Origin of the sequence: Sorangium sp. So ce726, assembly GCF_051521405.1 — a bacterium.
Classification (GTDB): Bacteria; Myxococcota_A; Polyangia; order Polyangiales; family Polyangiaceae; genus Sorangium.
This window is the reverse complement of the sequence record NZ_CP150349.1, coordinates 11,340,111-11,352,734: the sequence shown is the minus strand read 5'-3', so window position 1 is coordinate 11,352,734 and position 12,624 is coordinate 11,340,111. Positions and strand designations below refer to the sequence as shown.

General features: G+C 70.1%; 13 protein-coding genes. 7 read left to right on the top strand and 6 right to left on the bottom strand.

Annotated elements, in window-relative coordinates; translation table 11 throughout:
- The first annotated feature begins 104 nt into the window (after positions 1 to 104).
- Entirely contained in the window at positions 105 to 1,265 is a 1,161-nt protein-coding gene (locus WME79_RS42355) for a hypothetical protein (RefSeq protein ID WP_437527068.1), read from the top strand.
- Positions 1,262 to 2,365: a metallophosphoesterase family protein gene (locus WME79_RS42350; protein WP_437527065.1), complete on the top strand. Its 1,104-nt coding sequence runs from the start codon at positions 1,262 to 1,264 to the stop codon at positions 2,363 to 2,365. The genes WME79_RS42355 and WME79_RS42350 overlap by 4 nt, the downstream gene beginning before the upstream one ends.
- A 30-nt stretch (positions 2,366 to 2,395) precedes the next feature.
- Here the strand turns inward: WME79_RS42350 and WME79_RS42345 are convergent, their stop codons facing one another.
- A complete protein-coding gene (locus WME79_RS42345) occupies positions 2,396 to 2,770 on the bottom strand; it encodes a hypothetical protein (protein ID WP_437527062.1) in 375 nt (124 codons plus the stop codon).
- 214 nt (positions 2,771 to 2,984) lie between these two features.
- Here WME79_RS42345 and WME79_RS42340 point away from each other — a divergent pair, with 214 nt between their 5' ends.
- The gene (locus WME79_RS42340) at positions 2,985 to 3,818 is read left to right on the top strand and encodes an AraC family transcriptional regulator (protein ID WP_437527059.1); all 834 of its coding nucleotides are present in this window, start codon (positions 2,985 to 2,987) and stop codon (positions 3,816 to 3,818) included.
- On the opposite strand, the gene WME79_RS42335 is transcribed toward WME79_RS42340, so the two are convergent.
- Positions 3,789 to 4,889 (bottom strand): hypothetical protein, encoded by a 1,101-nt coding sequence (locus WME79_RS42335; RefSeq protein ID WP_437527057.1) that lies wholly within the window; start codon positions 4,887 to 4,889, stop codon positions 3,789 to 3,791. The two genes, WME79_RS42340 and WME79_RS42335, sit on opposite strands and share 30 nt — an antisense overlap.
- Before the next feature lie 235 nt (positions 4,890 to 5,124).
- On the opposite strand from WME79_RS42335, the gene WME79_RS42330 reads away from it, so the two are divergent.
- The 4 genes from WME79_RS42330 (at position 5,125) to cysW (ending at position 8,963) form a co-directional block, all read left to right on the top strand.
- Complete coding sequence (locus WME79_RS42330) at positions 5,125 to 5,757, top strand: helix-turn-helix domain-containing protein (protein WP_437527054.1); 633 nt, start codon at positions 5,125 to 5,127, stop codon at positions 5,755 to 5,757.
- 281 nt (positions 5,758 to 6,038) lie between these two features.
- Positions 6,039 to 7,097, top strand: coding sequence for a sulfate ABC transporter substrate-binding protein (locus WME79_RS42325; protein ID WP_437527051.1), 1,059 nt, complete (start codon positions 6,039 to 6,041; stop codon positions 7,095 to 7,097).
- Complete coding sequence (locus WME79_RS42320; protein ID WP_437527048.1) at positions 7,097 to 8,029, top strand: ABC transporter permease subunit; 933 nt, start codon at positions 7,097 to 7,099, stop codon at positions 8,027 to 8,029. Before WME79_RS42325 ends, WME79_RS42320 begins: the two co-directional genes overlap by 1 nt.
- A gap of 31 nt (positions 8,030 to 8,060) precedes the next feature.
- Positions 8,061 to 8,963, top strand: a complete 903-nt coding sequence (cysW, locus tag WME79_RS42315; RefSeq protein ID WP_437527045.1) for a sulfate ABC transporter permease subunit CysW — start codon at positions 8,061 to 8,063, stop codon at positions 8,961 to 8,963.
- On the opposite strand, the gene WME79_RS42310 is transcribed toward cysW, so the two are convergent.
- The 4 genes from WME79_RS42310 to WME79_RS42295 all read right to left on the bottom strand — a co-directional run bounded on the left by WME79_RS42310 (position 8,929) and on the right by WME79_RS42295 (position 12,612).
- Positions 8,929 to 9,915, bottom strand: a complete 987-nt coding sequence (locus tag WME79_RS42310) for an HvfC/BufC N-terminal domain-containing protein (protein WP_437527041.1) — start codon at positions 9,913 to 9,915, stop codon at positions 8,929 to 8,931. The genes cysW and WME79_RS42310 overlap by 35 nt on opposite strands.
- The gene (locus WME79_RS42305; protein WP_437527039.1) at positions 9,912 to 10,772 is read right to left on the bottom strand and encodes a DUF692 domain-containing protein; all 861 of its coding nucleotides are present in this window, start codon (positions 10,770 to 10,772) and stop codon (positions 9,912 to 9,914) included. Before WME79_RS42305 ends, WME79_RS42310 begins: the two co-directional genes overlap by 4 nt.
- 11 nt (positions 10,773 to 10,783) lie before the next feature.
- Positions 10,784 to 11,785 carry a MopE-related protein gene (locus WME79_RS42300; RefSeq protein ID WP_437527036.1) on the bottom strand — a complete coding sequence of 334 codons (1,002 nt, stop codon included), beginning with the start codon at positions 11,783 to 11,785 and terminating at the stop codon, positions 10,784 to 10,786.
- A gap of 173 nt (positions 11,786 to 11,958) precedes the next feature.
- The gene (locus tag WME79_RS42295) at positions 11,959 to 12,612 is read right to left on the bottom strand and encodes a TetR/AcrR family transcriptional regulator (RefSeq protein WP_437527034.1); all 654 of its coding nucleotides are present in this window, start codon (positions 12,610 to 12,612) and stop codon (positions 11,959 to 11,961) included.
- Positions 12,613 to 12,624 lie beyond the last annotated feature (12 nt).

The window sequence follows — 12,624 nt, the reverse complement described above, 5'->3', positions numbered from 1 at the left end:
CGAGCTCTTCAGGACTGATGGCCGAGGAGGCAGGGGCGGATGCTCTCGACGCGTGCAAAGCCGGCATGGCCGTGCCACGGTAGGCGCCTGCCACGCAGAGCTCGATGCTGAGGCCCCCGCGCACCACAGGCCACGTCCTCACCCTGGTGCTCCTCCTCGTGGTCGCGCCCGCCCAGGTCAAGGCGGGTGATGCCGCGCCAATCCCCCCGGCCATGGCCGCGCCAGGCGAGGCGAAAGCGACCGCGGCGCCGCCGACGAAGGATGTCTCCACCGGGCGCCGCGCCGTCGCGGCGGCTGGCGCGGTGTTCCCCGGGGGTATCGCACACGGCACCGGGCACCTGATCCTGGGTGAGCCGCGCACGGGCTGGACCCTCCTGGCGCTCGAGGGCGCGGGGGCCGGCCTTGCCGTGGGCGGGCTCGCGGGCGCGGCGGCCTCCGGGGCCTCGCGGCGCGTCATCGCGCCGATCGTGCTCACCACCGTGACGGGCGTGGGCCTGTTCGGGATCTCCCTTCTGGCGGACCTCTATGGCGTGCTCGCCCCGGAGGGCGGCACCGGCAGCCCTCCTTCGTCGCTGCCCTGGGTCGAGACGCAGCTCGGATTCGCCTACGTCCACGACCCCACGTTCGCCTACCGCACGTTCCTCGTGCCAGGCATGGATCTGCGCCTGAGCTCGCTCCGCCTCTCGGGCTCCGGCTGGTTTGCCCTGAACGACGACAATGCGCGCCTCCGCGCCGAGGCCGCGCATCGCTTCATCGGCCCCGGCACGCCGGACGGCCCGCGCGCGGCGGACGGCTCCTTCCTCGAGATCGAGGCCGCGCTCACCCATCACCGCTATACCTCCGACGACTTCTCGATCACCACCGGCGAGGTCGCCCTCAAGGGCCGGCTCGATCTCGCCCACCTCGGGCGCACGCTGCGGGGCTCGTTCGCGGAGATGGGCTGGGGGATCGCGGTCGAGGGCTACCGCCACGGCCGCCGCCCGCTCGAGGGGAACGAGCTCTTGATTCCCTACTTCGCCTTCGGCGCGTACCTCGGGCACGCGGGGTATCCGCGCGGCGAGGCCAAGGTGGTTTACGATCACCGGCACGACGGGGTTGTCGGCGGCGCGAAGCTCCCCGGCCTCGGCAGCGGCGTCCCGGGCCATTTCGGCCTGGAGGGCCGGCTCTATGCCTCGCCCCGCTGGGGCGTGCTCGCCGACGCGAAGGCGGGCTCCGCGTACGTCGGGCGCCTCGCGCTGCTCTTCCGCCCCGGAGACTCGCCATGATCCTGAGAGACGCTCTCCTCGCGCTGATCGCCCTCACTGCGCCGCTCGCCCTGTCCTGCCTGGACGTGGCCGAGGGCCGCGCGCGCCGCGACCTGGAGGTGGGAAAGGCCTCACGGGGAAAGGCGCGTGTCGCCGTGGACGAGGGGCTCGCGGCGATCCGCCGCCTCGACGCGGGCGAGCTCGCGCTCTGGGCGAGCGCGCCCGCGCTCTCGATCCGCCTCACCGACGAGGCGGGCGGGCCGTGGAAGATCACGATCGAGAACATGCTCGCCGACGCCGAGCTCTCGGCGCGCGTCGGGGACGAGCGTGTGCCCGTGGAGCTTGTCGAGGCGCCGTTTCCGACCCAGCGCACCTTCCGCCTCTCCCTGCCGCCCGGCGCCGAGGCGACCCTCTCGCTGGGCCCGCCGGACGCGGCGCGGCGCGAGCCGTGGCGGTTCGCGGTGTTCGCCGACGTCCAGGAGGACATCGACCGCGTTCAGGACATCTACGCGAGGATGAACGAGGCGGAGGGCATCCGCTTCGCGCTCATCAGCGGCGATCTCACGTCGCGGGGCTCGCCCGAGCAGCTCGAGCGATTCCAGCGCGAGATGAAGACGCTCCGTTTTCCCTGCTATGCGACGCTCGGCAACCACGAGCTCGGCACGCGGGACGACCTCTACCACGAGTGGTTTGGCCGGGGGAATTACCGCTTCGTGTTCCGGGGTGTGCAGTTCACGATGCTCGACTCGGCGAGCGCGACGATCGATCCGCTCGCCTATGGGTGGCTCGACGGCTGGCTCACCGAGGGGCAGGATCTCCTGCACGTGGTCACGATGCACCTCGCGCCCCTCGACCCGGTGGGCTCCCGCAACGGCGCATTCGCGAGCCGCGCCGAGGCGAACAAGCTCCTCACGATGCTCGCGGACGGGCGCGTGGATCTCACGTTCTACGGCCACATCCACTCGTTCTATGCGTTCGAGAACGCGGGGATCCCTGCGTACATCTCGGGCGGCGGCGGCGCGATCCCCGAGCGGCTCGACGGCATCGGGCGCCATTTCGTCACCGTCGACGTCGAGCCCCCCGGCAAGATAGCGCAGGTCGCCGTGGTTCGCGTGGATTGAACCGGATCGCTTCGCTGTCCGGGCCGATCGTCATCGCAGGCGCCCTTCGAGCTGGCTGTCCGCGTTGTTCGCCCTCGTCGCGCGGCCGTCGTAGCCCTCGTCCGTCAGCCCCTTGCGGTAACCGCGGTCGATGAGCCAGCGCAGGAGCCTCGGGAATGCGCCGGCGCCGCTGCCGAGGAGGCGAATCATCTTCGCCTTCGCGCCGCCGCTCTCGTTCAGCGCGAGGTGCCTTGTCGCCGAGCCCGCAGCGTCCCACGACGAGACGACGGCAAAGGGGCTCGATGCGAGGAAGCGAGCAACGCTCGGATCGCCGAGGGGTCCGCCTTCCCTTTCGTGGCGTGTGCCATCACGCGGCAACGGCGGCTCGACGGCGGCGACCTTGACCGCATTCCGAAATGAGGACATTTTGTTTCGCAATCCGGCCATGGGTTCGAAGCGAAGGAAGCGCCCCGCGTCGTCCGTGTCATCCACGGCATCGCCGGTATCGGCATCGCCCTCCGCCGGCGCCACGAAAGGGTCGTCGGCCCCGCCCGCGTCGTCGTCGATCGCTTCCCCCGGGTGGACCTTTCATGGCGACGTCCAGATCGCAAACGAGCCACGCGCATCGGCGGCCGAGGCGATGGAGTCGCTCTCGCGTCGCTTCGCGCGCGAGGATCGTGGCCAGTGGCGAAGCACGTTCGGCCGGCCCGCCAACGCCATTGGCCTGAGCATGGTCACCGGCGGGTTGGAGAGCGAGTTCCACAGCCATCGCGAGTCACAGCTGTTCTTCCTCGAGCGCGGCGAGGTCACGTGCGAGGCGTCGAACGCGCTGTGGATCGTCCCACCGCGTTCGGCGCTGTGGATCCCCGGCGGAGTGCTCCACAAGATACGAGGGCGCGCGCCGCTCGAGGGCTACGGCGTCTTCATGGAGCCGGACGCGGCTCCGAACCTGCCGGCCGAGTGCTGCGCCGTCTCGGTCACGTCGCTCTTTCGCGAGCTGCTCTTCCGTCTCGCGGCGCGCCCCGCGCTGTACGACCTCGACGGGCCGGATGCGCGGCTCGTGGCCGTCCTGTTCGACGAGCTGGCGGCGGCGACGATCGAGAAACATCGCCTGCCGATGCCGGCCGACCCGCGCCTCCGAAAGCTGGTCGATGCGATGGCGACCAACCCCGCCGACGGCGCGACGATGGGGGCGTGGGCCCGCCGGATCGGCGTCGGCGAACGGACCCTCAACCGGCTGCTCGTCCGGGAGACCGGTCTCAGCTTCGGTCGCTGGCGCCAGCAGCTCCACATCGTTCTGGCCCTCCAGCGGCTCTCGCGCGGGGCGAGCGTGCAGAGCGTCGCGAGCGACCTCGGCTACGAGAGCGCGAGCAGTTTCGTCACCATGTTCCGCAAGGCGCTCGGCACGTCGCCGGCGCGGTACATGGCTCGTCGTCTCGGTCGCCTAACGCTGGACCAAGGCGCTCAGCCATGACTCGATGTCCCGCGTCGGCGGGTAGCTGTCTTGCTCTCGCTCGCGATCGTCGCCAATCGAAAACCTGAACATCGGGCACTCTTCATCCGGCGGAAAGACATTCTTCTGTACGACGGCCCCGGTCCGCCTATCGAGCACGGTGGTCTCCGTCTCCTTGAACCGGATCGTCAGGTCAGGGAGCGGCTTGCCCGCTCGGTCCTTGTACCCGGTGCACGTCTTTCGGCCCTTGATCTCCGGGAGCCGGCGCGTGAACGCCACCTGATCGACGTCTTGCAGCAGGACCGCCTGGCCGAAGAGCTTCATGGAAGCCGTCTCCAGGAGGAGCACGCTGCTCTGATCGCTCTCCTGCTTCGGCTCGCCTTCGAAGAGGACCGGACCATTCTTGACCCGATCGAGCACCGACAGGACGGACATGGCGGCGTCGACCTGGCGCAGCTCGATGGAAGCTGCCTGTCCGGAGGGGAGCTCGAGCTCGAGCTTCGCCTTGGGCCCTAGCAGGTGATCGCGGTACCTGGCGACTGGAACTCTCCCGAGCTGGCCCTCGACATTGTCGAGCTTGATGATGTCATAGATAGCGCTCTCGATGCGCCCGCTCTTCTCCGCGACCTTCCACCTGGTGCCTTCCGGGAAGCCGTGGAAGGTGATCTGGTAAGTGCCCTCGAAGATGGCGATGTCGCCGTGGAGCGCTTCGTCGGACTTGACGACGAATTTGCGCTCGTTCGCCCACTCAAGATCGAGCGGGCCGCGGAACGCTCCGGGGACCCGTGCGCCCCGCGGGGCGATCATGGCGATGCTCACGAGCATGGCGACGGCGACGGCGACCCCGATGAGGATCGCTGCGAGCGTGCGTCTCGGCGTCGGAGCGGGGCGAGGCGCCGCAGCGGGGCGAGGCGCGGCCCCGGACGGGCCTGGGCGCTGCAGCTCGTTGTGTGTTCCGCAGTAACGGCACACGATCGTGCGGCTGCCCGGCGGGACCTCCAGCGGCGCGATGCATCGCTGGCAGTGGTAAACGTTGACGGGGCTCATCGGCTGCAAGCTCCCCAGGAGCGCGAGGGCACGTGGAGACTCCACGCGCGGGTTCCACGCTGAAGCTGAAACGTGAAAAGGGCGGGGACGAGCTCGTCGACGATCCCTACATCATCGCCTCTTCCTCGCCCAGGCTTCGCGTTTATCTACCTTGACAAATGCACAGTATCGCGCAAAAGTTCGACCTGGCGTGTGTCCACCTTGACAGGTGAGCAGTACTGCGCAAAAGTTCGACCGGGTACGCCTGCGCCCGCACGAAAAAGAGGAGATGACGATGCCCATGATCGGACGACAGTGCACGCGCGACGGCAGGACGGTCTGCCTTCGGATGAGTCAGACCGGTCTACCGGTGAATCAAGAGGAGCGCGGGCTCTCGCTCGTGTACGGGTGGGCGAGCGAAGAGCGCCGCGCGCAAGGGATTCCAGCGTCGATCCAGGGAGTCGAATTCCGCACCGACTCGGGCAAGGTCCTCGCGTTCGACTTCTGCCCGTTTTGCGGCGAGAAGCTCGCGGGGAGCACGAGCAGCGTCCGAGCGCCCGTCGCTCGGCGTACCGCCTCGGAAAGCGCCCGCACCGAGCCGCAGCGCACCCGCACCGAGTCGCAGCCGGCAGCGGTCGAGCGCGCACAGCGGGCTGGGCGCGCGGTCGAGGCCGTGCCGCCCACCCCTCCGAGCGCACCGGCGCGCGCGCAAGCGGCGGCGAGCTCGACGACGCTGAAGGTGCTTCGCGAGAAGCTCGGGCTCTCGCAGGCCGAGCTCGGCGAAAAGCTCGGCCTCGCGCGCAGCTCGGTCGCCAACTACGAAAACGGACGGTCACCTCTGTCGCAGCGGCTCCGCAAGTGGGTCGCAAAGCACGAAGCGAAGCTCAACGAAGGGGGCAGCGGCGCAGCCGGCCGCGGGAACGCAGCCGCCTAGAGCGACGGTCACCCGCTTCGGATACGGGCCCACCTCGGCGTTTTCGGTGCTCAGCGCACCGGAGTGCGCTTGCGCGCCGAAAACGCCGATCTGGGCCCGTCTCCTGTGCGGGTGACCGCCGCTCTGCACGTGGCAGAGGTGGGTGGAAATCGCTGTGGATCGACGAGGGGGAGCGCCCGGGGGCTGTCGCCCGCGCCTGGATCGCGCGGGAGCTCTCGTCGCGACAGGCGCCTTGTTCGGCGGTAGAGTGGCCGCCCTTCCCCCCACGGAGGCGACGATCGATGAAGACAGGCCTGCTCCGTTCTGCGCTCGCGCTGGGTACCCTGCTCCTGGCCGCCGCGGGGTGCGAGGAGAAGACGACGGCGACGGCGACGGACGCGAGCGCGGAAGGCCGGGTCGCGAAGCTCTCGGTCGCGTCCTATGATCCCACCCGCGAGCTCTACCAGGAGCTCAATCCGGCGTTCGAGCGGTGGTACAAGCAGAAGACCGGCAGGGACGTCGACGTGGAGACCGATCACGGTCCGTCGGGCAAGCAGGCGCGCGACATCGCGGCCGGCAAGGAGACGGACGTCGCGGCTCTGTCGGTCGACTTCGACATCGACACCATCTCCAAGGCGGGGCTGCTCCCCGCGACCTGGCGGGAGCGCCTGCCGAACGGCTCGGTGCCGTATACGTCTGCAGTCATCTTCCTGGTCCGCAAGGGCAACCCCAAGCAGGTGAAGGGCTGGGAGGACCTCGCGCGACCCGAGGTCGTGGCGCTGTGCCCGGATCCGAAGACCGGCGGCGGGGCGCGGTGGATCTACCTGTCGACCTGGGCGCACGCCGAGCGCAAGGCGAAGGCCGAGGGCCGGACGGACGCGGAGGCCGCGGCGCGCGAGTTCACGGCGAAGGTCTATGACGACGCCATCCTCGACCCGGCCATGCGCGGCTCGTCGACCCGCTTCATCGTACAGAGCACGGGCGACGTCCTCTTCGGCTGGGAGAACGAGATCCTCCAGATCGCGGCCGATCCGGCCACGGCCGACAAGTTCGAGGTCGTCGTCCCCTCGGACTCGATCACGATCGAGGTCCCCCTCGCGGTCGTCGACAAGGTCGCCGAGCGGCACGGCGTCAAGGACGTCGCCGAGGCGTACGTCCAGTTCCACTTCTCCGACGAGGGCCAGGAGCTCATCGCGAAGCGCTACAACCGCCCGTACAGCGAGGCGATCGCGAAGAAGCACGCGGAGCGGCTCAGGCCGCTCTCGCTGTTCCGGTTCAAGGACCATTTCAGCGACTGGCCGACCGTGATGAACGTCCACTTCAGCCAGGGTGGCGAGCTCGACAAGATGCGGAAGAAGTGATGTCGCGCGGCGCGCGCGTGCTCCCTGGGCTCTCGCTCTCGCTGGGCGTCACGGTGCTCTACCTGAGCCTCGTGGTCCTCTTGCCGCTCTCCGCGCTGTTCCTGAAGACGGCGGAGCTCGGGTGGGAACGGTTCTTCGGGGTGATCACGAGCGGCTGGGTCGCCGCGGCCGTGCGGTTCACGCTGGGCGCCTCGCTCGTCGCCGCGCTCCTCAACGTCGTCGTCGGCCTGCTCATCGCGTGGGTGCTCGGCCGGTACACGTTCCCGTTCGCGCGCGTGATCGACGCGGTGATCGACCTGCCCTTCGCGCTGCCCACGGCCGTGGCTGGCATCGCGCTCTCCACGCTGTACGCCGAGAGCGGTTTGCTCGGCGGGTGGCTCTCCGGCCTGGGTTTCCGGTATCCATGGCCCGCGTGGCGGGGGTTCGCGCACGGCGGCGGATGGCCCGGATGGCGCGAGTGGCCGATCGAGTGGACGGTGTACGACAGGATCTCCCTGGCGCCGCTCGGGGTGGTGATCGCGATGGCCTTCGTCGGGCTGCCGTTCGTCGTGCGCACGGTGCAGCCGGTGATCGAGGACCTGAGCCGGGACGTCGAGGAGGCGGCGGCGACGCTCGGCGCCGGCCGGTTCCAGATCTTCCGCGCCGTCGTCCTGCCCGAGCTCGCGCCGGCGCTCCTCACGGGGTTCGCGCTGGCGCTCGCGCGCGGCCTCGGCGAGTACGGGTCGGTGATCTTCATCTCGGGCAATCGGCCCGACACCGAGATCGCGTCCCAGGTGATCATCAAGATGATCGAGGTGAACGAGACTGGCACCTACGCCGACGCGACGGCGGTCGCGGTCATGCTCCTCGCGGCGTCCTTCGCGCTCCTCCTCGCGATCAACCTGCTCCAGCGCGCCGCCGCGCGCGGCCACGCAGGCAGGGCGGCGGGCTGACCGCCCGCGGCCGGCGGACCCGAGGCACGAGATGCTCGCCGCGCGCTCCCGGGCAGGCAAGGCGGTCTCCGTCGAGGGAGCCGGCGCGCGCCGGCTGCTGATCGGCCTGTGCGTGGCGCTCGTCGGCGTGTTCCTCGTCCTCCCGCTGGGGGTGGTGTTCTGGCACGCCTTCAGCGAGGGGCTGAGCGCCTACGGACAGGCGGTCTTCGACCGCGCGACGTTCCACGCGGTGAAGCTCACGCTCTTCACCACGGCCATCGCGGTGCCGCTCAACACGCTCTTCGGCGTCGCGGCGGCGTGGGCCATCGCCAAGTTCGAGTTCCGGGGCAGGAGCCTGCTCGTCACGCTGATCGATCTGCCGTTCTCGACCTCACCGGTGGTCGCCGGCCTGTGCTTCGTCCTGCTCTTCGGGGCGAACGGGTTCTTCGGCGCGTTCGTGAACAGGACCTATGCGGTGAGCCTCGGGTTCACGAGCCTCGAGGTCTCGACCCGGGTCATCTTCGCCCTTCCTGGCATCGTGCTCGCCACGGTGTTCATCACGTTCCCGTTCGTCGCGCGAGAGCTCATCCCGCTGATGCAGGCCCAGGGGACCGAGGAGGAGCAGGTCGCCCGCGTCCTCGGCGCGAATGGATGGCAGATCTTCTGGCGTGTCACGCTGCCCAACATCCGCTGGGGCCTCCTGTATGGCGTCATCCTGTGCACCGCCAGGGCGATGGGCGAGTTCGGCGCCGTGTACGTGGTCTCGGCGGGCTCGTCCGATCAGGTGACGCTGCCGCTCCACGTGGAGCGCGTCTACTACGCCAACATGGTCCGCGTCGTGCCCGCGTTTGCCGTCGCCAGCCTCCTCGCCGGCGTGTCGGTGATCACGCTGGGCGTGAAGGCGGCGGTGGAGTGGCGGTTCAAGGGCGAGCTGAAGAAGACGGACCGCGGCTAGCGGTCCCGACGCCGGCGAGGCCCGTCCACCAACCGTTCGAGAGGGCGAGCGCGATCCAGCCCTGCAGATTGGCCTGCAGCTGCGCTGCTTCCGCCGCCGTGCAGCCCTGCTCGACGGCGGCAAGGGCCTGCCCGAACGGCAACTCCCGGCAGCGCTCGAGGAGACGGGCGAACAGCGGATCCACCGAGGTCGTGGTCGTGCCGGCGGCGCTCCGGGCGAAGACCCACGCGCGGGTGGACGCGTGGCGGCGTCTTGCGTCCAGGGGGCCCTCGTCCAGGTTGCCCCCCGCGAGCCGCGAGAAGCGCGCGAGGTCCCAGTCCTCGTGGGTCAACGAGAACGACACCGCGAAGCGCAGCCGCGCCTCGGCGAGCCTGGCGAGCTCCTCGGGCGTTGGCCGCCAGAGGCCCTCGAACGGCGCCTCGCAGGCGCGCCGCTCCGCCTCGTCCATGCGCAGCGCCTGGCGGACCATCTCGAGCGGCGCCCTGGAGAGCTCGATCCGCCGGCGCCACGCGTCGTCGTGCCCGCGCGCCGGGCGCCCCGGCTGGCGACCGGGGCGCGCGCCGTCAGGGCCGCGCAGCGCGCTGCGGAGCCGCTCGGCGAACCCGCGCGTGCTCTCGTCGAGGTCGAAGTGACGGGGCGGGCACGCCTCGAGGTGGAGCGCCGCCAGGTGATTGAAGTGCCAGCAGCCGATCGCCCGCGACACGCGCGGGAGGCTCGTCTGCAGGGCGGTGAACAGGCGCATCCAGTACTGGCGGTGGTAGACAGCGAGCCGCTCCGCCGGCGCGAGGCCCCCGGGGCCGCCCTTCACCTGCGCCACGAGCCCCGCGGGATACCGCTCCTGCCGCTCCCGGAAGCGGCCCGCGCTCGAGTCGAGCGGCGCGCGGAGGACAGCGGTGAAGTCGCGCTGGAGCTCCCGCAGCCAGCCCGGAGGATCTCCACCTTTCGGGCTCATGACGATCGCACCTGCCGCGCCTTGCCGAGCTCCGCGAGCGCCACGTGCAAGGGCGGGATCTCCGCATCCCATTCGAGGAGCGTCGGGAAAGGACCGCCCCGGCGCCACGCCTCTTCGTAAAGAGACCATACCTCGTCGCACACAGGGCGATCGTGCGTGTCGTGCCGCAAGCCAGAGGGCAATGTCTGGTGACCAGCCAGGTGGACCTGCAGGACCCGATGCCAGGGCACGCTGTCGAGGTACTCGCGCGGATCGAACCCGTGATTCTCGCTGGAGACGAACACGTTGTTGAGATCCAGCATGGCCCAGCAGCCGGACTCCTCCACCACGCGGCGGTAGAACTCCCACTCAGGCACCACGTCGCGCTCCCAGGCGACATAGGAAGACAGGTTCTCGATCCCGAACGGGACGCCGAGCGCCTCCTGGATCTCGAACGCCCGGCCCGCGGCGTAGGGGATGAGCTCCGGATCGTAGGGCGCCGGCAGGAGGTCGTGGTGCGTCACGCCCTCGAACGCCGTCCAGCAGAGGTGATCCGTGAAATAGGGAATGCGGAGCTCCTGGATCAGATCCCTGAGCCGGGACAGGTAATCGCGATCGAGGGGGGCCTCGCCCAGCAGGTTGACGGAGACGCCGTGGGCGGCGATCGGCGTGCGCTCGGCGATGCGCCGGAGCCGCTCCCGGGGCAGGGGAGACGCGCCGAGGTAGTTCTCTGCGATGATCTCGAAGAAGCCGAGCTCGGGCGGGGTCCGCTCGATCGCCTCGTAGTGCTGCGGGCGCAGCCCGAGGCCGAGCGCGTCTCGCGGGATGGACCGCGCGCCGGGCGCCCGATCATCGCTTGTGTCTCGCGGCGCGCTCATCGGTCAGAGGGTCAGTTGCCCGGGTCGATCGGGTCTGGCGTCGGCACCTGCTCGAAGTTGTCGCCCTCCGGCGTCAGGGTGCGGAGGTAGGCGATGAGCCGGTCCATCTCGGACCGCGAGAGCACATGATAGGAGCCGGGCATGTTCGCGTAGGCGGTGCCCTCGGGCGTGGCGCCGTCGATCCCGAACGCGATGATCGATTGCAGGTACGGATCCGAGCGGCGCTCCCAGAAGTCGGCGAGGAAGGCGCTCACGTCCTCGCCTGGCGGCACCTTCACCGAAAACTTACCCGCCGCGGCGCTGTGGCAGTAGTCGCACGTCGCGGCCTTGAACGCCGCGGGGCCGTCTCGATCCTGGTCCTCGGCGGTCTCCACGCAGCTCCAGCCCTCGCAGCCGTTCACGGCGCGACACGTGTGCTCGTAGAGCTCATTCCAGCTTTGATAGACCATGCCGCGGCAGCTGTTGTTGCCGGAGCAGGCCGCGTGGACCTGGACCACGCCGGGGCGCGCGGTGCCGGCCAGCATGGCGGACTCGGCGCACGCCGCGGAGAACTCCTCGAAGGAGATCTGGCCGTCGCCGTCGGCGTCCATGAGGGCCAGCGCGTCCACCAGATTGGGCTGAGCGGGATCCTCGTTAGCGCTCCACACCAGGGTCTTGCCCGGCGCGTCGGCCCCATCGCAGTCCGAGTCGATGTTATCGAAATTCCGCTCCTCGGCGCCGGGATGGACGGTGTTGTTGAAGTCGTCGCAGTCGCCTGCGCGCGGGGTGAGGCCATCCCTGTCGTGGTCGCTGTCCTCGTCACCCACGGGCTCACCGCCGGCGCCCGCCGTTCCGGAGCCGCCGGTCCCGGCCGGGGACTCGCCGCCGGAGCCGCCGGTTCCGGCGGAGGGCTCGCCGCCAGAGCCGCCGGTCCCGATCGGCGTCACGCCGTCATCGTCGCCGCAGCCCGGAGCAAAGGCGGCGAAGCTGGCGAGCGCCAGCGCAAGCAAGGTGGATCTCGGCGATTGGGTCATGGTGCTCGTCGTGCCTCCGAAGAAACGCGCTGGGTGCGCCTGCAGGCTACCCGGCGCACGACATGTGGCACGGCTGGTGCGCGCGGAATATGCGGCAAGTTGTCGCGGGCCCATCGTCGACCGGACGGAGCGTGGCTGTACAGGCGGCGTCCCGCGCGCTCCCGCCTCTGCGCCTAGGGCCGGTCCGCGGGGCTCACCGCCCGCGCCGGTGTCGCGCCGACGGTGAGATAACCCATGAGCGCGTCGGTGATCGCCCGCCGGAGCGCGCCGTCCTCGACGCCCGCGGGCGGATCGAGGGCCGCTGCGTGGACGAGCTCTTCGAACATGCGCAGGACAACGTAGGTGGCGAGATCGAGATCCGGCTGGACGATCTCCGAGCTGTGGCGCGCCAGCAGCCGTCGGGTGCAATCGAAGACCGCCCGGCTGGCCGCGCTCAGCGCGCGCTGTTGCTCCAGCGTCGGGAGATCGGCGTGGAGGAGCCGTTGCAGCCGCGGCTCCGACCGGTGGAGCTCAAGGCTCCTCTCGACGAGCGCCTCCGTCGCCCCTCGCAGCGAGACGCCGTCGGCCGCCGCGTCCACCTGCTCGACGAGCCGCAGCATGTGGCGCACGTGGCGCTCGTGCAGCGCGGTGACGAGGGCGTCCTTGTTCGGGAAGTACTGGTACACCGACCCGACGCTCACCCCCGCGATCTTGGCGACCTGGTTCGTGTTCGCCCCGTCGTAGCCGTGCGCGTCGAAAACGCGAGCCGCGGCCTCGACGATGGTCTCCACGAGGAAGCGCGAGCGCGCCTGGCGAGGCTCTTTGCGCGGCTTTTCTGGGCGCTTCATCGTCTCTCCCGA